This window comes from Tibeticola sp., from assembly GCF_022759015.1.
GTDB lineage: Bacteria > Pseudomonadota > Gammaproteobacteria > Burkholderiales > Burkholderiaceae_C > Tibeticola > Tibeticola sediminis.
On the sequence record NZ_JAEMQB010000090.1, the window covers coordinates 1 to 20403 of the forward strand.

A 20403-nucleotide genomic window follows, 5' to 3' on the forward strand; every position below is an offset into this window, starting at 1 on the left:
CCGTAGTCGAAACCCACCGTCTCGACCCGCTCGAACTGCTCGAGCGCCTGCGCCAGACAGGTGGTCGAGTCCTGCCCGCCGGAAAACAAAACCAACGCCGATTGAAAGCCGTGTTTGCTCGTCATTTTTGAAGTGTTTACCGGATGCCGACGTGAAATGGCGCAAGAATGCTCTCTTTTCATGAGCAATCAAGCACCCGCTGGGTCAAGCCCGAGCGTCTGCACGAAGGCCGACGGACGCGGCCGCAGCAGCCCGCCCGGCCGCCGCAGCACCGTCCCTATGCTCAAAAAACACACCGCCTGCTCGGTTTCGTCCAAGTCGAACAGCCGCCGCAACGCGACCGATTCGAGCGCCTGGCCGCTGGTGAGCGCCGCGCCAAAACCCAGCGCATGCGCCATCAGTTGCATGTTTTGCAGCGCACACCCCAGGGACACCAGCCGCTCGGCGTCACCCACCGGGGGCGACACTTTGCCGTCACCGCGCGCCGGACCGGGCCGATCCGCGCCGAGCCGGACGACCGCCAGCATCAGCTCCGGCGCGTGATGCGCCTTGGCCGCGGCTTTGGCGCAGTCGGCGTCGCTCGCTGCAGCGTCCCGCTCGCGCAGCGCCTGTGCAAACGCGTTGCCCAGACGATCACGGGCTTGTGCGGGCACTCGCACGAACCGCCAGGGGCACAACTGCCCATGATCGGGCGCGGCCGCTGCCGCCCAAAAAATCTGCTGCAACTGATCCGCATCCGGCCCCGGCGCCCCGAGCCAACGCGGCAGCACGGTGCGCCGGCTGTGAATCAAGGCCGCGGCCAGCTCGGCCAGGGGCGGCGCGGCGCCGTCATCCCGGGCGACCATCGGCACGCGCCTGCCCGTACCAACGCAAATGGCGCTGGCCCCACAGCAGCATCACCAGTCCCCAGAGCGCCGCCGCAGCCAGCAGCCACACTCCACCGAGCCTCGGAAGCGCCGCAACGAGCCGGATGAGGACCGCCACCTGCAACAACCAGAACAAGCCCCACACCCAGCCATCGGCGGCGAGCGGGCGGCCACTGTGCCCGCTCGACACCCGCGTGACCATCGCCACCACCAGCGAGCCCAGGCAGCCCATCGTCAGCGCGTGCAGGGCGCCGAGCGGCAGCACCACGTCGTCCAACCACAGCCCGAGACCCCGCGTCAGCCCCGCCAGCGCGAACGCCAGACCCAGCCAGAGAAAACCCAGATGCAGCATGGCGAGCAAACGGTGCCGCAGACTTTGCGCCAGCCCCCACACGACCGCCAAACCGATCAGCACCGCACCCAGCACGAGTTCGAGCACCGCCCGCACCCCCAGCAGCAGCGGCCACGCCGGACCCAAGGCGTCAAGCCAGACCGACATCAGTTCTAGCCCCGCCGCTGCCAGCATCAGCCAAAGCACCCAAAAAGGCCGCCAGACTTCGATGAACGGCAGTACCGCCGACGTGAAAAACGGCAGCATCCGGTGCGCCACGACGACGAACACCGGCACGACGCAGGCCCACAAGCCGCTGAGCAACAGCACGCGTGCGCGTGCATCGTCGCCCGCCAGCAAGGCACCCGCTTCGGCCGCCAGCGCCAGCACCCCAAGGGCCAGCGCGACGCCGATGGCCGTCGCATGCACCCGGTCGGGCACGGCGCTGGCCAAGATCAAGCGCCAGAAGCGCGCCGTGAGGGCCGCGAGCGCCAAAGCCGCGAGCCACAAGCCCGCCGAGGCCCAGCCGACCGACACGCAAGCCCCCACCAGAAACACCGGCCAAGCGAAGGTGTAAGCCAGCAACGGCGCCAACAACTCGCGCGCCTCGGGCCCAGGCACCGCCAGCCACTTCGGCCCCGCCGTGAACAGGAAACCGGCGAAGAACAGCGGCATGAAGCCATAAACCATGATGCTGCCGTGTGCCAGCGTCGGTGAAACCGCCCAAGGCCACGGCTCGGTCCAACCCACACGCTGCGCGAGCACCGCGATCCACCAGCCGCTCGCGACGAGCAGCATCACGGTGGCAAGGAAAAAAGCCAGGCGATGCGGCGCCCGCAACAAGGCCGCCAGCCGCCAGCCCGACGCGCTCGGGTCCGTGACCGGCGGCGGGGCCGAACGCCCGCTGACGCCCAGCGGCGGCGCGGCACTCATCCGCAGGCCCCAATGTGACCGCAGGCGGTGCAGTATTCACATCCGTCCTTGCGGATGACGGCATGCGCGCCGCACTCGCTGCATTTTTTGCCCGCCATGACCGGCGGCGTCGCTGGCGTCGTTCCCGCAGAAGCGGCGCCCGTCGCAGGCGTCGCTGCCGACGCACCCGCCGCGTCGGCGTGGGCGCGCCGCGCGATCAGGTTTTGCAGCGCGTAGGCAATCGCCGCCACTTCGGAGTCGTGCCACATCGGCACCTCGGTACCGTCGGCCTTGCGGTAGGTGCCCAGCCGCACCGGGCCACGGTCCCAGGCGACTTTGCGCATGTCGCGCAGCGCCCGGTCGAGAAAGCCGCCGCGCGCGGCCAAAGAGAGCAGCCGCATGCTCGAGGTGATCCACTGCTGCGACTCGCCGCTCTGCCCCACGGGCATGAAGAACTCGATGGCGCGCTCGACCGTGCCCGACCCATCGGCACGCGGCACCGGAAGGAAGGAAACGATGAGGTAGAGCGTTTTGTGGCCTTCCTGCGTCCAGTATTCGATCTTCTCGGCCACGGCCGACAAGGCCCCTTTGGGTCGGCTCTCGATCACGGTGCGCATCGGGTCCACGGGCGCAGCCGCGGGTGCCTCTTTCGCTGCCGCCGGCGCGTCGTTGGTCGACAGCACCGAGCCCAGTATGGTGTTGGGCCGATAGGTCGCCAGCCCCTTGAGGTGCGAGGCCCAGGCCCGCTCGTAGAGGTTCTTGAAATCGTCGTAGGGATAGTCGGCCGGGATGTTGACCGTCTTCGAAATCGAGGTGTCCACAAAGGGCTGCACCGCCTGCATCATCGCAATGTGCGCGCCTGCGGTGAGCTCGAGCGCCGAGACGAAGGCCGGCGGCAACTGCTCGGTGTCGCCGCCCAGCTGGCGCCACAGCCGCCAGGCGTGGTCTTCCACCGCGTACTCGGTGGTGCTGCCGTCGCTTTCGCGCTTCTTGCGCTTGTAGGTCCAGGAAAACGCGGGCTCGATGCCGTTGGAGGCGTTGTCCGCAAAGGCCAGACTCACCGTGCCCGTGGGCGCAATCGACAGCAAATGGCTGTTACGAATGCCGTGCGCGCGGATCTGCGCCTGGAGCGCCTCGGGCAGACGGCTCGCAAACGTGCCCTCGGCCAAATAGCCCTCGGCGTCGAATTTCGGGAACGGGCCTTTTTCCTTGGCCAGCTCCACCGAGGCCGCATACGCCGCATCCCGCATGCGCTCGGCGATGCGCGCGGCCATTTGGCGCCCGCTCTCGTCGTCGTAGCGCAACCCCAACATCACCAACGTATCGCCCAGCCCCGTGAAGCCGACCCCGATGCGCCGCTTGGCATGCGCTTCCTCGCGCTGCTGCACGAGCGGCCACCAGGTCAAGTCGAGCACGTTGTCGAGCGCGCGCACCTGCACCGCCACCGCTTGCTCGAAGGCCTCGAAGTCGAACCGCGCCGTTCCACCATGCCCAAACGGATGCCGCACGAAGCGCGTGAGAATGATGGGCCCGAGGTCACAGCAACCGTAGGGCGGCAAGGGTTGTTCGCCACAAGGATTGGTCGCCTCGATGGTTTCGCAATACCGCAGGTTGTTGTCGCGGTTGATGTGGTCGAGGAAGAGGATGCCGGGCTCGGCAAAGTCGTAGGCCGAGCGCATCACGGTGTCCCAGAGCTCGCGCGCGGGGAGGGTGCGGTACACCCAGAGGCCGTCGCCGCGCTGGTAGGCGCCTTCGGCCAGCAGCGCCGCGCCGGGCCGGGCTTTGTGCACCAGTTCCCAGGGCGCGTCCTCGGCCAATGCCTGCATGAAGGCATCGGTCACCCCTACCGAGACGTTGAAGTTGTTCCAACGCCCTGGCGTGCGCTTGGCCGTGATGAAGTCGAGCACATCGGGGTGGTCGATGCGCAGCACACCCATCTGCGCGCCGCGCCGCGCGCCGGCACTCTCCACCGTCGCGCAGGATTGGTCGAACACATTGATGTAGCTGCACGGCCCCGAGGCCATCGAAGCCGTGGCTTTGACCTCGGCCCCGCGCGGGCGGATGCGCGAGAAGTCATAACCCACGCCACCGCCGCGACGCATGGTTTCGGCCGCCTCGCGCAGCGCCTCATAAATGCCCGGGTAGCCGTCCTCGTCGAAGCCCTGGATGCAGTCGCCCACGGGCTGCACGAAGCAGTTGATCAGCGTGGCCTGCAAGTCGGTTCCGGCCGCGCTCATGATGCGCCCGGCACCAATGGCGCCGGCGTGCAGGTTGTCGAGGAAACGGCGCTCCCACTCGGCTTGAAGTTCGGGCTTTTCGACCGAAGCGAGCGCGCGCGCGACGCGGCGGTAAAGATCCTCGACATCGTTCTCGCCGGGCTTGAGGTATTTCTCGCGCAGCACGTCGAGGCTGATGGGCTGGGGCGCGGTGAGGTCCTCAATGGGGGCGATGGGGTCACGTTTCATACACAGTTCTCCGATCAATCAAGGGGGTGGTGAGCTGGGCCGTTTGCGCCGCTCCGCCACCGTTTGGAATGAGTCTACTCCCGCGCGACAGGCAAGACGCGCCCCCTCGGAGATCCGTCTGACACCGGACCGACACTTGGGTCCGCCCCCATCAAGCGGGGCCGAGGAGGGATACGGCTCGAGTCTGCGGCCTGCGCCTTGACCGAGGCACGACACGGAAGCCCTCGAAAAGCCAGCCTCGATGGCCTCGGTCAAATCCCTCGGTCAAGGGCCTCGGCCGGGCCTCACTGCACCAACGGCGACTTCACACCCTCCAGATCGACCCCAACGACATCGGCCGCCCCGGCCAGCAAGCGCATGTATTGACGCAGCGCCAGCGCCCTCGATTGAAGTCTCAACTCGGCTTCGATGCGCTCCCGGACCTGGTCGAATTCGAGCTGTCGCCCTTTCCGACGACCCAAAACCTCGATGATGTGCAAGCCGAACCGGGTCCGCACCAAGCGCGGATGCACGCCCATGCCCCAGCCGGCGTGCTTCTGGAAAAACAGCTCGTTGGCGAGCTCGGGGGCACAATCCTCGGGCCCGATCCAGCCAAGGTCCCCTCCCTGCGCGCCGCTGGGGCAATTCGACAGTTCAGCGGCCACCTGGGCGAAGCGCTCGGGCCGCGCGTCCTTGGAGCACAGCTCCAGCAGCGCGCGCTCGGCTCGGACGGCCAATGCATGGATGTCGACGCCGGGCGTCACCGCGAACAAGATGTGGCGTACATGCAAAGCCTGACCCTCGACATAGCGGGAGCGATTTCGCTCGTAATGCCTTCGGCAGGATTCCTCGTCGGGCTGCGGCGTTTGAACCTCGCTCTCGAGCATCTCCTCGATAACCCGCTTCGCAGCCTCATCGAGTTCGGGAGCCAAATCAGTCCCGACATCCGGCAACAGCCCTCGGCGCACCGCCTCCTGTCGCAACAGTTCGCCACACGCGCGCTCGCGCAGTGCCTCCTCGTCGAGGCGCTCATTTTCCCGAAGAAGCGCAACTCCATTGATGCGGGCCACCTTGGCCGACAACGGAACATCGGCCATGCAGCCACAGCGAGGGTCCCCACAACCGGTCAGCGACGAACTGGGCAGTTTCATATCGAGCTCCCGACTCAATGATTCATCGGGTCAGCGACCGACACCGGACGGGGCGTCATGCCCACCCGACGGCTGCGGACCACCTGGTAGGGTCGAAACACATAGGCCAGTGTGCCAAAGCCACTCCAGACATGCACCAGTCGAGTGAACGGGAAGATCAAAAAGATCGTCATACCCAGGAACATGTGGGACTTGAAGACCCACCCGGCATCGGCCAGCAGTTCAGGCGCCCCGGCGCGGAAGGTCACGATCCTCTGCGCCCACTCCGCAAGCTTGAGCATCATGCTGCCGTCCAAATGTTGTGCCGAGAGAGGAATGGTCGACAGACCGAGCGCAAACTGGAGCCACAACAGGACGAGCAAGACAATGTCGCTGGTTTTGCTGGTTGCCCGAATCCGTGGATCGGACAAACGACGATGCAACAGCATCGTCACGCCGACAAATCCGAACAGGCCAAACAAGCCGCCAGAGACCATCGCCAAGAGTTGCTTGGCGCCCGCACTGATGAACGGCTCGTAGACAAAGTGCGGCGTCAGCATGCCGACGGTGTGGCCGAAAAACAGAAACAGGATGCCGATGTGGAAGAGATTACTTCCCCAGCGCAACTGACCGGCCCGCAACAACTGTGATGAATCGCTTTTCCATGTGTACTGATCGCGGTCGAACCGAATCAGGCTCCCGAGCAGGAAGACCGTCAGCGCAATGTACGGGTAGTAGCCGAACAAGAAATGGTCGAGGTAGCTCATGCCATCACTCCTTGGGTAGATGCTTTGCGAACGAGATGAACGGGCTGCGGGTCGCCGGGACGCGCCTGTCCCCGAGTGCTGCAGCCATCAAAGGCCACCGGCTCGGCCCAACTTTCATCCAGTGTTTCTTCAGGTTCGATCTCGACGGCGCGGGCAGGCATCCCGGCCAAGTCGAGAACGGCCGCCATGACGGCGGCGTAAGGACTTTTCTTTTGCATCAAGGCACTGAAAATCGCATTGACGATATGCCCCAGTTCGGCAAGAAAGCCCTTGGCAACCGAAGCCGGCTGAGTCGATGCAAATTCCAAGACCACTCCCAGGTGATCAGGCAACTCACCCGAGGCGAGATCAAGGCCCGCGCGTTCATAGGTCTGCCGCAAATCGATCATGGCGGGTCCACGGTCCCGTGAATCGCCGTGCACATGCTCGAAAAGATGCAAGGAGGTCGAACGCCCTCGGTCAAAGGTCTCGACATAGCGCGACTCGACCTCGATCGGATCCCTCCGCAGCAGGTCGGCGGCCAGCGCGCGAAGCTCGGCCCGCCGCGAGGGACTCAGCGCGGCCTCGGCATCGATCGCAGCCATCAGAGGATCCAACTGGGCGCGAAGATCGACGTCCGGGTACGCAAGCAGTCGCGCAAGCGCGCGCAAGGTGTAGCGGTTGTTTTTCATGCGGATCCTCCTGCCTCAGAGCGTTGCCTGAATCGGAATGGTGCGACGCTTCTTCCCGCCAAACAGGCTGAGGTCGGTGCTGCCTTCCGAACAGCCGTTCCCGAAGGAGAAACCGCACCCGCCACGAAGATCGAACGCGTTCTCGGCATACTCGCGGTGTGAAGTCGGGATGACGAACCGATCTTCGTAATTGGCAATTGCCATGACCTGGTACATCTCCTCGACTTCCGCAGCGGAAAGACCGACCTGCTCCAGCACGCGCGTATTGGTGATGCCGTCGACATGCTTGCCGCGCTGGTAGGCGCGCATCGCCAACATGCGTTCCAAGGCGCGCACGACCGGCGCGGTATCGCCGGCCGTCAGCAGGTTCGCGAGGTACTGCACCGGAATGCGCATCTGGCTGAGGTCAGGCAACTCCCCGTTGATCCCGATATGACCGGCGTTGGCGGCCGAACTGATCGGCGACAGCGGCGGCACATACCAGACCATGGGCAAGGTTCGATACTCGGGGTGCAAAGGCAGCGCCACCTTCCATTCGATGGCCATCTTGTAGACCGGGCTCTTGCGAGCGGCCTCCAGCCAAGCCTCCGGAATACCGTCTGCGCGCGCCTGTTCGATCACGGCTGGATCGTTCGGATTGAGGAAGATATCGAGTTGCGCCCGGTACAGGTCTTTGTCGTCTTCCACACTGGCGGCCTCGCCAATTCGGTCGGCGTCATAGAGCACCACGCCGAGATAGCGGATGCGCCCCACACAGGTTTCCGAACACACCGTCGGCTGACCGGCTTCAATGCGCGGGTAGCAGAAGATGCACTTTTCGGCCTTACCGGTCTGCCAGTTGTAGTAAATCTTTTTATATGGGCAGCCACTGACGCACATACGCCAGCCGCGGCACTTGTCCTGGTCGATCAGCACGATGCCATCGTCTTCGCGTTTGTAGATCGAGCCCGAAGGGCAGGAAGCCACACACGCGGGATTGAGGCAGTGTTCGCACAGCCGAGGCAGGTACATCATGAAGGTGTTCTCGAACTGTCCCACCATGTCTTTCTGGACCTGATCGAAGGTCGAAAGGTTGGGGTCCCTGCTGCGCTTGCTGAACTCGCCCCCCAGGATTTCTTCCCAGTTCGGACCCCACTCGATCTTTTCCATGCGCTGACCCGTGATGAGGCTGCGCGGGCGTGCGGTCGGGGATGCCTGACTCTCTGGAGCCGACTGCAAATGGTCGTAGTCGAAGGTAAAAGGCTCGTAGTAGTCGTCGATCTGTGGCAGGTACGGATTGGCGAAGATCTTCATCAGCAACGACCACTTGCCCCCCTGCTTGGGCACGATGGAACCATCGGCCTTGCGAACCCAGCCGCCGTTCCACCGGTCCTGGTTTTCCCATTCCTTCGGATAGCCGATGCCAGGTTTGGTCTCAACGTTGTTGAACCACGCATACTCCACGCCGGGCCGACTGGTCCAGACGTTCTTGCAGGTGACCGAACAGGTATGACAGCCGATGCACTTGTCCAGGTTCAGCACCATCGCGATTTGGGCGCGTACTTTCATCGTGTTTCTCCTTGTCTTTCGCTTCAGGCCTGAACGCTGTCGGTTCCTTCGCCGTCGAGCCAATCGATCTTGCGCATCTTGCGCACGATGACGAACTCGTCGCGGTTGGTTCCGATGGTTCCGTAGTAGTTGAAGCCGTAGCTGAACTGCGCGTAGCCGCCAATCATGTGGGTCGGCTTGGTTACGATGCGGGTCACCGAGTTATGGATGCCACCGCGCGCATGGGTGATTTCCGAGCCGGGTGTGTTGATGGTCTTTTCCTGTGCGTGGTACATCAGAACCATGCCTGGATTGACCCGCTGGCTGACCACCGCGCGCGCTGCGATCGCGCCGTTGGTGTTGAACAGCTCCACCCAATCGTTGTCCTCGATGCCCGCAGCCTTGGCGTCGGCCTCGCTCAGCCAGATGACGGGGCCACCACGGTTGAGCGTCAGCATGTGCAGGTTGTCGCTGTACGTAGTGTGGATGCCCCACTTCTGGTGCGGGGTGATGAAGTTCAGCTGAATCTCCTTGTTTCCGTTGGGCTTGCGTCCCAGCATGGCGTCCACGGTCTTGAGGTCCACCGGCGGCCGGTAACTCGAGAGCGCTTCACCGAACGCCTGCACCCAGGGATGGTCCAGATAGAACTGTTGCCGCCCGGTCAGCGTGCGCCATGGGATCAGCTCGTGAACGTTGGTATAGCCAGCGTTGTAGGAAACCTTCTCCGACTCGAGGCCTGACCAAGTCGGCGAGGAAATGATTTTGCGGGGCTGGGCCTGGATGTCGCGGAAGCGGATCTTTTCGTCCTCGCGATGCAAGGCCAGATGCGTATGGTCACGCCCCGTGATCCTGCTGAGCGCCTCCCAAGCCTTGACCGCCACATGCCCGTTGGTTTCCGGCGCCAGTTGCAACACCACCTCGCAGGCGTCGATGTCGGTATCGATCCTGGGCAAGCCCTGAGTCGGTCCTTCGGTGCGCACCTTGCCGTTGAGCTCGGCCAGTTGCCGCACCTCTTCCGCGGTGTTCCAGGCGATGCCTTTACCGCCGTTGCCAACCTTTTCCATCAAGGGCCCAAGGGCTGTGAAACGCGCATACGTATTGGGGTAGTCGCGTTCAACGACGGTGATCTGTGGCGCTGTCTTGCCGGGGATGAGGTCGCACTCCCCTTTCTTCCATTCCTTCACATCAAAGGGCTGGGCGAGCTCCGCGGGGGAGTCGTGCATCAGCGGGGTGAGCATGATCTCCTTCTCCACCCCAAGGTGCCCGATGCAGACCTCGCTGAAGGCCTTGGCGAAACCCTTGTAGATCTCCCAGTCACTCTTCGATTGCCAAGCCGGATCCACCGCCGTCGACAGCGGATGAATGAAGGGGTGCATGTCGCTGGTATTGAGATCGTTCTTCTCGTACCAGGTCGCCGTCGGCAGCACGATGTCCGAATACAGGCAGGTCGTGCTCATGCGAAAGTCCAGCGTGACCAGCAAGTCCAGCTTGCCCTCGGGGGCCTTGGCATGCCACTGCACTTCGGTCGGCTTGGCATCATCAGCGCCCAAATCTGCACCTTGCACGCCATTGGTGGTTCCAAGCAGATGCTTGAGGAAGTACTCGTGTCCCTTGCCGCTCGACCCCAAAATGTTCGAACGCCACACGAACATGTTGCGCGGCCAATTGAGTGGGTGGTCCGGGTCCTCGCAACTCATCTTCAGCGAGCCGTCTTTCAGCGCCTTGACGGCATAGTCCTTCGGGTCCATGCCCGCCGCCTGAGCGTCTCGAACCACCTGCAACGGGTTGGTCTGCAGCTGCGGCGCGCTGGGCAGCCAGCCCATACGCTCAGCACGCACGTTGTAGTCGATCAGACTTCCACCGTAACGGGCTTTGTCGGCCAGAGGCGAAAGAATCTCTTCCACGCCGAGTTTCTCGTAACGCCACTGGTCGGTGTGCGCATAGAAGAAACTGGTACTGTTTTGTTGTCGTGGCGGGCGGACCCAGTCCAATGCGAAGGCCAGTGCGGTCCAGCCGGTCTGGGGCCGCAGCTTCTCTTGTCCGACATAGTGCGCCCAACCGCCACCGCTTTGACCGATACAACCGCACATCATCAGCATGTTGATGATGCCGCGGTAATTCATGTCGCTGTGGTACCAGTGATTCATGCCCGCGCCGATGATGACCATGGACTTACCCCGCGTCTTGTCGGCGTTCTCGGCAAACTGTCGCGCCACGGCGATCACCTGGTCGCGCTTCACGCCGGTGATCTTTTCCTGCCAAGCCGGCGTATACGGGGTGTCCTGGTCATAGCTGAGCGCCGCGTTTTCGCCCGGCAGGCCACGCGAAACGCCGTAGTTCGCCACCGTCAGATCGAACACGGTGGCGACGAGCGCATAACGCTCTTCGCCAGCTTTGCCCAATTTGATGCGGCGCACCGGCACCTTGCGCACCAGAACCTCGTCCTGTTTGTTGGCGTTGAAATGGGGCGTGTCGATCCCACCAAAGTAGGGGAACGCGACATCACCCACCTCATAGCCACTGCCCTCGCCCTCGATCAGGCTGAGCTTAAGCTTGACCTGCTGGCGGCCGCGAGCCTCCTTGTCTTCGAGATTCCATTGGCCCACGTCGCTGCGACCCTCAGGGCCCCAGCGGAATCCGATCGAGCCCTGAGGCACCACGATCTTGTCGTTCTGGTCGACCGCCACGGTCTTCCACTCGGGGTTGTTACTCTGGCCGAGCTTTCCGTTGAAGTCGCTGGCACGCAGGTAGCGGCCCGGCACCATGACCTGCCGACCGTCGGGAAGGGTGCGCTCTTCCAACTGCACCAGCATCGGCATGTCGGTGTAGCGCCGCACGTAATCGTCGAAGTACGCGCTTCGCCGGTCGAAATAAAACTCCTTGAGAATCACATGGCCCATGGCCATGGCGATGGCCGCGTCGGTCCCCTGCTTGGGGTGCATCCAAAGATCGCAGAGCTTGCTGATTTCCGCGTAGTCTGGCGTGATGGCCACGGTCTTTGCGCCCTTGTACCGAACCTCGGTGAAAAAGTGGGCGTCGGGCGTTCGGGTCTGGGGCACGTTGGAGCCCCAGGCGATGATGAACGTCGAGTTGTACCAATCCGCCGACTCGGGCACGTCGGTCTGCTCGCCCCAGATCTGGGGACTCGCCGGCGGCAGATCGCAGTACCAGTCGTAAAAACTCAGGCATACGCCCCCGATCAGCGACAGGTAACGCGAGCCGGCCGCGTAGCTGATCATCGACATCGCTGGAATCGGCGAGAAGCCGATGATGCGATCGGGTCCATACTTTTTGATCGTGTAGACATTCGCAGCGGCGATAAGTTGATTGACCTCATCCCAACTGCTGCGCACCATGCCGCCTAGGCCCCTTTGCTGTTGCCATTCGCGGCGAGCGTCGGGGTTCTCCACGATACTGGCCCAAGCATCGACTGGGCTCTTGGCCACGGCGAGGGCCGCACGCCAATGCTTGAGCAGCCTGCCACGCACCATCGGGTACTTGACCCGATTGGCCGAATACAGATACCAGCTGTAGGACGCACCGCGGGCGCAACCGCGAGGTTCGTGATTGGGCAGGTCAGCGCGCGTGCGGGGGTAATCGGTCTGCTGCGTTTCCCAGGTCACGATCCCGCCCTTGACGTAAATCTTCCAGGAGCAGGACCCCGTGCAGTTGACACCATGCGTGGATCGCACGATCTTGTCGTGCGCCCAGCGATTGCGATAGGCATCTTCCCAGGTACGGTCTTCCCCCGTGGTGACGCCGTGGCCGCCTGAGAACGCTTCCCGCGGTGCGGCGAAATGGGTGAGTCGGTCGAGAAAGTGGCTCATTTGACGATCTCCAGAGAAATTGGAATTACGGGTTCTTGATCTCTGCACCCTTGCGCAGATAGAACCACCAGTTCAGCACCAGACACAGCACGTAAAACACCGCAAACCCATAGAAGGCAACCTGGGGCGTGCCCGCTTTGATGTACTGACCGATCAAGACGGGCGCGATGAATGCGCCGTAGGCGGCCACTGCGGACGTCCAACCCAATACGGGACCGGCCTGCGTTCGATCAAAAATCACGCCGATCGTCCGGAAGGTGGAGCCGTTGCCGATGCCACTGGCAAAAAACAAAACCATGAACAGACCCAGGAACATCGGGAAGTACTGTTCGGGGGTGGCAGACCCGTAGGCTTGCATCATCACGTACCCGACCGCTGCAGCTGCGACCGCCATGACCGCCGTAATGATCTGGGTGACGATCGAGCCCCCCACCTTGTCGGAAATCCAACCGCCCAAGGGGCGAACCGCCGCCCCCACGAATGGGCCGATCCAGGCATAGGTGAGCGCGGAGGGGGCATTCGGGTTCTTCAGCGTGTGCTGGAGAACGCCATTCGCGTCGGGCACATGCTGGAATCCGAAGATCACCGTGATGGCCAGCGGCAGCGCCATCGAGAATCCGATGAATGAACCGAAGGTGACGATGTAGAGCGCGGTGAGCGACCAGGTGTGTTTGTCTTTGAAGATCGCGAATTGCTTCTTCACGCCTTCCTTCATCTCCCCGAAGGCTGCAAGCCGCATCACCAGCAAAGCCAAAATGATGTCCAAGGGAATGGCAACCCACATGCTGAGCACCCCGAGGCCCGTCGGCTTGGGCAAATAAAGCCACAGCATCAGCAAGGACGGAATAAAGGCGAGCGTGTAGAGATAGGTAATCTTGGCAAACGCCACCAAGGGGTGCCCGGTGTTCGGTGAAACCGTCTTGAGATTGTTCATTCCGAACCAGCACAGAGCGCTCAGGGGAACCAAAGCCAAAACCCAGACGAAACCCGCGTTCTGAATCCAGGTGGAGGTGCCCGCCGGAATCTTCCCAAAGATCCATCCACTGTCCTTGATGAGGGTCATCGGATCACCGCCGAGCGCCCCGAACAGCGGCACAGTCATCGCCAAAGGGATGACCACTTGCATCGTCGTGACCCCAAAATTGCCGAGCCCTGCATTCAGCCCCAGCGCCGTCCCTTGCAGACGTTTCGGGAAAAAGGTGCTGATGTTGGACATCGAGCTGGCGAAATTTCCACCGCCAACCCCCGACCACAAGGCCATCAATTGAAACGCCCACAGCGGCCAATCTTTGTGCTGCAATACGATGCCAGTGCCGATGGCAGGCGCCAGCAACATCGCGGTCGTGAGAAAAATGGTATTGCGCCCGCCGGCAAGCCGGATCAGAAACGACGCCGGAATGCGCATGGTCGCCCCTGCGATTCCCGCGATGGCCGTCAGTGTGAACAACTCGGCCTGGGTGAACGGGAACCCCAGGTTGAGCATCTGCACGGTGATGATGCCCCACATGCCCCAGACCGCGAAACCGCAGAGCAGGGCAGGAATCGAAATCCAAAGGTTCCGGTAAGCGACATGCTTGCCCACACGTTCCCAGAAAACCGGATCTTCGGGTCGCCAGTCTGCGAGATCGGCATTTGCGGGGCGTGGCAGCGCCAGCGCAGCTGCGTCCGGCTGCGCCTTTGAATTTGAGCTTGGTTTCATGTTCGATGCTTCCTATTGATGAGCTGAATCCACTCAGCCGTGCAATGCAAAGGGCTTGGCGTTTCGGCCCATGACTTCGGTTTGCCGAACTTCGGTCCAGTACATCCAGATCAGAGAAACCCAGACCACGCCGTACATCAGCATGAAGGCACTGGAACGGATACCTGTGAGATCCATCAGTGCGCCAAACATGATGGGCAGCACAAATCCCCCAAGCCCGCCCGCGAGTCCGACGATGCCGCTCACCGTGCCGATGTTTTGAGGGTATTCGTCGCTGATGTACTTGAACACGCTGGCTTTGCCAAAGGCGAAGGCAACACCAAGAATGAACATCAAAGCCGTGAACAGATAGACGTTCAAGCCGATGTGAAAAGTCTTGGGGCCATTGACCGTCATGATCGTGAAGTCAGTCTGCGGATAGGACAGCAGGAACAGGCAAATCCAGCTGACCCACATGACCCACCAGGTCACTTTGTGCGCGCCGTATTTATCGGACAGGACCCCGCCGACCGCGCGCAATACGCCACCGGGCAGAGAGAACGCAGCGGCCAACATGGCGGCCACACGAATGTCGAGGCCAAACTCGCCCACGTAGTACTGAACCATCCAGAGCGACATGGCGACATAACCACCAAAAACGATGCTGTAGTACTGGCTGTACTTGAGCACGTTCGGATCCTTGAGCATCTTGAGCTGATCCGAAAACTTCACGTGGCTGGGAACCAGATGCTTGGGATCGCTGTAGCTAAACATCCAGAAGACGATCAAGGTACCCAGCAAGATCGCTGCGTAAACCTTGGGCACCATGGTCCAGCCATAAGCCACGACCAAGGCCGGAGCGAGGAATTTGTTGACAGCTGCGCCGGAGTTGCCTGCGCCAAACACACCCATGGCCATGCCCTGGCGTTCGCGGGGAAACCACCGGGCCACGTAGGGTGTTCCGCCCGAGAAGGAGCCGCCCGCCAGCCCCAAAAGCAACCCAATCAGCAAAAAGTGCCAATAAGCGGTGGCGTAGGCCATCAGCCAGACGGCGGGCACACAAAGAGCCATCAGTGCGGCGAGCACGATGCGCCCCCCGTATCGGTCGGTCCATATACCCAACGGCACGCGAATCAGCGAGCCACTGAGCACTGGCATCGCGGTGAGTAAGCCGAACTCGGTCGCGTTGAGACCCAGATCCTTCTTGAGCGGGATGCCGATCACGGCAAACATCATCCAGATCATGAAACACACCGTGAAGGCCAGCGTGCTGACGATCAGGACCGACCAGGCTTTTCTGAGCTGACTTGCATCGTTCTCCATGTTCTTCTCCTGACAAAACATGGAACAATGGTCGACACAATCGCCTGCCCTGAACATCCTTCGAAGGCATGCTCAGTCGCTGGCAAACGAACGATGCCAAGAGCGCCGTCCCTCCTCCAAAAGGAGGAGCCAGGCGGCTTTAACTGAAAGCTTTGATCCGGATCAATGCAATCCGCGGCTGCTGGCAAACACGGCCGCCTGCACGCGGGAACTCAAGCCCAATTTGCGCAGGATGTGCTGCACATGGATCTTGACGGTCGTCTCGGCGATGTCGAGTTCGCGGGCAATGTGCTTGTTGCTCGCGCCGCGGGCAAGGCAAACCAGAATCTCCCGCTCCCGCGGTGAGAGTCGCTCGAGCGGATCGTCCGGAATCGCGGCTCGAGCATCTCCGTCTGAGGTCGACATCGCCGTGGCAACGTCACCCGGCGCCGCACCCGCAATAGGCCCTGCGGTTTCACGCAGGGCCGCCACCAGCTTGGTGGTCATTTCGGGACTGACCACCGACGTGCCCCCAGCAACCCGCACGAGTGCAGCCGCCAGTTCGTCTGCATCGATGGTCTTGAGGAGGTAGCCATCAGCACCGGCGCGCAAGGCTTGCTGCAGATCGTGGGCATCTTCGCTGACCGTCAGCATCAAGATGCGCGCGCGTGGCGCGAGTTGCCGTAAGCTTTCAATCGCATCAACGCCCTTCACGCCGGGTAGGTGGTTGTCGAGCAGAATCAGATCGGGCTGGGTGCGCTCGAGGCAGCGCATCGCCTCGCCGATGTCGCCCGCCTCGCAGAGCACCTGAAATGCTTCGTCTTGCCCCAACAAGGCAACCAGGCCCCGGCGAAAGAGCACGTGGTCATCGATGAGCATGAGCGTGATGGGGTTGGCATTCATAAACGGTTCACTCAGCCGAAGCGTCGATGGCCGCGTCGGCCGCTGCCGCCGACGCGCACACCGGGTTGGTCGGTAACAACAATGAGATCCGGGTGCCACGGCCGGGCGCCGAATCGATGGAAAGCACCGCGCCAACCCGCTGCGCCCGCTCGAGCATGATTTTGAGGCCTACATGTGAGGGCCCCAGAGCCTGTCCAGGGTCAAAGCCCACGCCGTCATCGATCACCTCAAAACGCCACCGCTCGCCTTTGACGACCCGAAGCCGTACATGCTGGGCATGCGCGTGCTTGCGCACATTCGAAAGCGCTTCCTGGATCACGTGCAAAACCTGGATCTGAACGTCCGGCGCCAGCGGCAAGCCCGCACCTTCGACCTCGAGCCGGGCCCCAACGCCGCTTTGAAGCTCAAACTTATGCAGCGTCTCCTGGAGCGCGGGTTCGATTTCCTCGCCACTCGTGCGGGTGCGGAAGTGCACGAGCAGTTCGCGCACATCCCCGATGCTTTCCCTCACGCCTGCGTCGAGTTCATCGAGGATGCTGTGCATGCGCTCGCTTTGGCCCCGGGCGATGGCGTTGCGCAGTAATTGCACCTGGATTTTCAGGAAAGCGAGAGACTGCGCAATCGAATCATGGAGTTCCCGAGCGAGCATCGCGCGCTCCTGGCCGACCGCAGCTTCACGCTCGAGCGCCTCCGCGCGTAAGCCCTCGAGCGCGCTGGCCAGATGACTCGCAAGCGCATCGAGCAACTCCGCCTCTTCGGCGTTCAGCGACACCTCGTCACGGAAAAACAGATTGACCTCGCCCAAAATCCGGTGCTGCAAGCGGACCGGCACATTCACCACATGCCGAAACCCGAGTTTGGCGCACTGGCGCAAACCGCCGCCCGAATCCGCCATGATCGGGATCACGCGAACACTGGAATCGGGCAGGTTTCCGCCGCAGATGCAGGCGCCCGCAGCCAGAATGCGTTCCTGCTCCGAGAGGGACGCCGGCAGACCATCCGTGGCAAGCATCAGGTAGCGATGCCGCGCCTCGTCTGCCCAACGGACGGCGACGGCATCCGCGCGGACGACCCGTCGGACCCGCTCGGCAAAGCCCCGGCTCATCGACTCGATGCCCTCTGCCTTCGCGAGGAAGGCACTCATCTCGTAGAGCGATTCGAGCCGAAGGCGCTGCGCCTCGATGCGTTGGGTCTTGGCCTTGACCTGCGACTCCAGGCCGCTGTAGAGGGATTGCAGCGTTTCGGCCATGCGATTGAAGCCGGCTGCCACCTGCCCAAACTCATCGTCGATTTCGACCGCAATCCGTGCACCGAAATCGCCGGCCTCGACCTTGCGCAAACCCCGCCGCAGCGTTTGCAAGGGATTGATGACGTACATGTAGCCTGTGTAGAGCATCACAACCGCACCGAGGATCGCAAGCGCCATCATCACGAACTGTGCAAGGTTGAGCATAGCGGTCAGCTGCGAAAGCTGCTGCTCGATGGCAAGAACGAGGCCATCGATCGCCGCCACGAAGGACTCCACTTCGCTCGCGTTCGCGGCAAACGCCGGCCCTTGCGGGCTCAGCCAAATCTGCCGTTGTGCACGCCAAAGCCGCTCGACTTCGGTGAAACGACCGGTCACCGAAGGATCATCCCAGGGCATGAACAGCGGCCGCGAGGAGTCTCCGTGCTTGAGCAAGTTGACGCTGCGATCGAACTCTTCAACCAGTTTCTCGATCTGCCGTTGCGGCTGGCCCGTCCCGATCGCAGCAGCAAGACGCCAGGTTTGCATCCGCAGCCGCCCCGCCTCATTGACCGCGGCCGCCCCGCCCTCGAGTTGCCAGGTGACCCAGAGGGTGATGCCAATCGAGATCATCGCCACACTCAACAGGGCGACACCGATCCGGATCAGCTTCTTGGAAAGCGAGGCTGTAGCCATTCAGCAAGGTTACCGCGCTTTTGCGATCGGAAGGTGGGCGAGGTCGTTGGCAGGGCTGGACCTGCCCCCGGCTCATAGGCTCACGCCACGGTCACGCTCTTGGCCTCACAGGCTTGTGGCTCCGGCACGGCGCTGCGCGCCGTGCGAGCGCCACGGTCATTCGACCGTGACGCTCTTGGCCAGGTTGCGCGGCTTGTCGACATCCGTGCCGCGCGCGCAAGCGGTGTGGTAGGCGAGCAGTTGCAGCGGCACGACGTGTAGGATGGGCGACAGGGCACCGTAGTGCTCGGGCATGCGGATGACGTGCACGCCTTCGCTGCTTTCGATGCGGGTGTCGGCGTCGGCCAGCACGTAGAGCACGCCGCCGCGGGCGCGCACTTCCTGCAGGTTGCTTTTGAGCTTTTCGAGCAGTGCGTCGTTGGGCGCTACGGCCACCACGGGCATGGCAGAGGTGACCAGCGCCAGCGGGCCGTGCTTGAGTTCGCCGGCAGGGTAGGCCTCGGCGTGGATGTAGCTGATTTCTTTGAGCTTGAGGGCGCCTTCGAGCGCCACCGGGTAATGCACGCCGCGGCCGAGGAACAAGGCATGTTCCTTGGGCACGAAGTCCTCGGACCAGGCGATGACCTGCGGCTCGAGCGCCAGCACCGACTGCAGCGCCAGCGGAAGGTGGCGCATCGCGACGAGATGCGCGCGCTCTTGCTCGGCACTGAGGCGGCCGTTGATTTTGGCCAGCACGAGCGTGAGCAAAAACAGCGCCGCAAGCTGGGTGGTGAAGGCTTTGGTCGAAGCCACGCCGACTTCCACGCCCGCGCGGGTGATGTAGGCAAGCGCGCACTCGCGCACCATGGCGGAGGTGGCGACGTTGCAGATGGTGAGCGTGTGGGTCATGCCCTGCGCCTGGGCATGACGCAGCGCAGCCAGCGTGTCGGCGGTTTCGCCGCTTTGGCTGACGACCACCACGAGCGTTTTGGGGTTCGGCACCGATTCCCGATAACGATATTCGCTGGCGACCTCGACCTCGCACGGCACGCGCGCGATCGCTTCGAGCCAGTATTTCGCGACGCAGCCGCTGTAGTAGCTCGTGCCGCACGCGAGGATGAGCACGCGCTCGATCTGCGGCAACAGCACCGGCGCCTGCGGCCCAAACAGTTCGGGCGTGATTCCGGTGACGCCCTCGAGCGTATCGGCGAGTGCGCGCGGCTGCTCGAAGATCTCCTTTTGCATGTAATGCCGGTAGCCCCCGAGCTCGGCCGCACCGCTGTGCGCCTGCACGATCTTGACGCTGCGCTCGGCAAAGGAACCCTCCCGGTCATAGACCCGCCAGCGGCCCAGTTGGACGTCGACGAGGTCACCTTCTTCGAGGTAGACGATTTTGTCGGTCACCCCGGCCAGCGCCATCGCGTCGCTGGCGATGAAATGCTCGCCCGCCTCGCGGCCCACACCCAGGATCAGCGGCGAGCCCGAGCGCGCGCCGACCAGACGATGCGGCTCGTCCCGGTGCAGCACCGCAATGGCATAGGCCCCGCGGAGTTGTCCAACGGCCGCTTGCACGGCTTGGAGCAAATCGCCTTCGTACAGGCTGTCGACGAGGTGCGCGATGACCTCGGTATCGGTCTGGCTGCGGAACCGGTAACCGCGTGCCTCGAGCTGCGCCCGCAGCGCTTCGTGGTTTTCGATGATGCCGTTGTGCACGAGCGCGACCCGCGCGCTGCCCTCAGCCTCGGGTGCGCCCGGGCCGAAGCTGAAATGCGGATGCGCGTTGTCTTCGGACGGAGCGCCATGCGTCGCCCAGCGGGTATGGGCAATGCCGGTCCCCGCCGCGATGCCCTCCACCTGCACTTGGTGCTGCAGTTCGGCGACGCGGTGCGTGCTGCGCGCGCGCCGCAGGCCGCCACCCGGTCTCGCGCCCAGACTGGCCTCATGGACCGCGAGGCCGCAGGAGTCATAACCGCGGTATTCGAGGCGCTGCAAGCCCAAAATCAGAACGGGAACGATGTCGCGGCTCGAAACCGCACCGACGATGCCACACATAGAGTTGTCCTCGTTTTGAAAATCGATGCGGCGACTGTATCCGCGACAATGGGAAATTAGGTATCAAATACGTCACGAAAACGAAGCTTTCTT

At 62.9% G+C, this 20403-nt stretch carries 12 protein-coding genes and 1 pseudogene; all 13 read right to left on the reverse strand.

The annotated features are described in order from the left end of the window. The coding region (locus JHC36_RS05515; RefSeq protein ID WP_287916906.1) for a 7-cyano-7-deazaguanine synthase at positions 1-125 on the reverse strand (125 nt) is incomplete at its 3' end. A gap of 63 nt (positions 126-188) precedes the next feature. Further along, complete coding sequence (locus JHC36_RS05520; protein ID WP_287916842.1) at positions 189-845, reverse strand: nitroreductase family protein; 657 nt, start codon at positions 843-845, stop codon at positions 189-191. Beyond that, positions 829-2130 (reverse strand): NnrS family protein, encoded by a 1302-nt coding sequence (locus JHC36_RS05525; RefSeq protein ID WP_287916845.1) that lies wholly within the window; start codon positions 2128-2130, stop codon positions 829-831. Before JHC36_RS05525 ends, JHC36_RS05520 begins: the two co-directional genes overlap by 17 nt. Continuing rightward, a complete protein-coding gene (locus JHC36_RS05530) occupies positions 2127-4574 on the reverse strand; it encodes an adenosylcobalamin-dependent ribonucleoside-diphosphate reductase (RefSeq protein ID WP_287916848.1) in 2448 nt (815 codons plus the stop codon). The genes JHC36_RS05525 and JHC36_RS05530 overlap by 4 nt, the downstream gene beginning before the upstream one ends. A 284-nt stretch (positions 4575-4858) precedes the next feature. Further along, positions 4859-5650 carry a peptidylprolyl isomerase gene (locus tag JHC36_RS05535; protein ID WP_287916851.1) on the reverse strand — a complete coding sequence of 264 codons (792 nt, stop codon included), beginning with the start codon at positions 5648-5650 and terminating at the stop codon, positions 4859-4861. Positions 5651-5718: 68 nt separating this feature from the next. Next, complete coding sequence (gene narI / locus JHC36_RS05540) at positions 5719-6450, reverse strand: respiratory nitrate reductase subunit gamma (RefSeq protein WP_287916854.1); 732 nt, start codon at positions 6448-6450, stop codon at positions 5719-5721. After that, positions 6447-7121 (reverse strand): nitrate reductase molybdenum cofactor assembly chaperone, encoded by a 675-nt coding sequence (gene narJ / locus JHC36_RS05545; RefSeq protein WP_287916857.1) that lies wholly within the window; start codon positions 7119-7121, stop codon positions 6447-6449. The genes narI and narJ overlap by 4 nt, the downstream gene beginning before the upstream one ends. Positions 7122-7136: 15 nt before the next feature. Continuing rightward, the gene (gene narH, locus JHC36_RS05550; RefSeq protein ID WP_287916860.1) at positions 7137-8669 is read right to left on the reverse strand and encodes a nitrate reductase subunit beta; all 1533 of its coding nucleotides are present in this window, start codon (positions 8667-8669) and stop codon (positions 7137-7139) included. A 23-nt stretch (positions 8670-8692) separates the two neighbouring features. Continuing rightward, positions 8693-12475, reverse strand: coding sequence for a nitrate reductase subunit alpha (locus JHC36_RS05555; RefSeq protein ID WP_287916862.1), 3783 nt, complete (start codon positions 12473-12475; stop codon positions 8693-8695). A gap of 25 nt (positions 12476-12500) precedes the next feature. Then, positions 12501-15533: pseudogene (locus JHC36_RS11650) on the reverse strand (nitrate/nitrite transporter). 105 nt (positions 15534-15638) lie between these two features. Further along, a complete protein-coding gene (locus tag JHC36_RS05570) occupies positions 15639-16358 on the reverse strand; it encodes a response regulator (RefSeq protein WP_287916871.1) in 720 nt (239 codons plus the stop codon). A 7-nt stretch (positions 16359-16365) separates the two neighbouring features. Further along, entirely contained in the window at positions 16366-18279 is a 1914-nt protein-coding gene (locus tag JHC36_RS05575; RefSeq protein WP_287916874.1) for a type IV pili methyl-accepting chemotaxis transducer N-terminal domain-containing protein, read from the reverse strand. Between the two features lie 156 nt (positions 18280-18435). Next, positions 18436-20310: a glutamine--fructose-6-phosphate transaminase (isomerizing) gene (gene glmS, locus JHC36_RS05580; protein ID WP_287916877.1), complete on the reverse strand. Its 1875-nt coding sequence runs from the start codon at positions 20308-20310 to the stop codon at positions 18436-18438. Between the last annotated feature and the right edge of the window lie 93 nt (positions 20311-20403).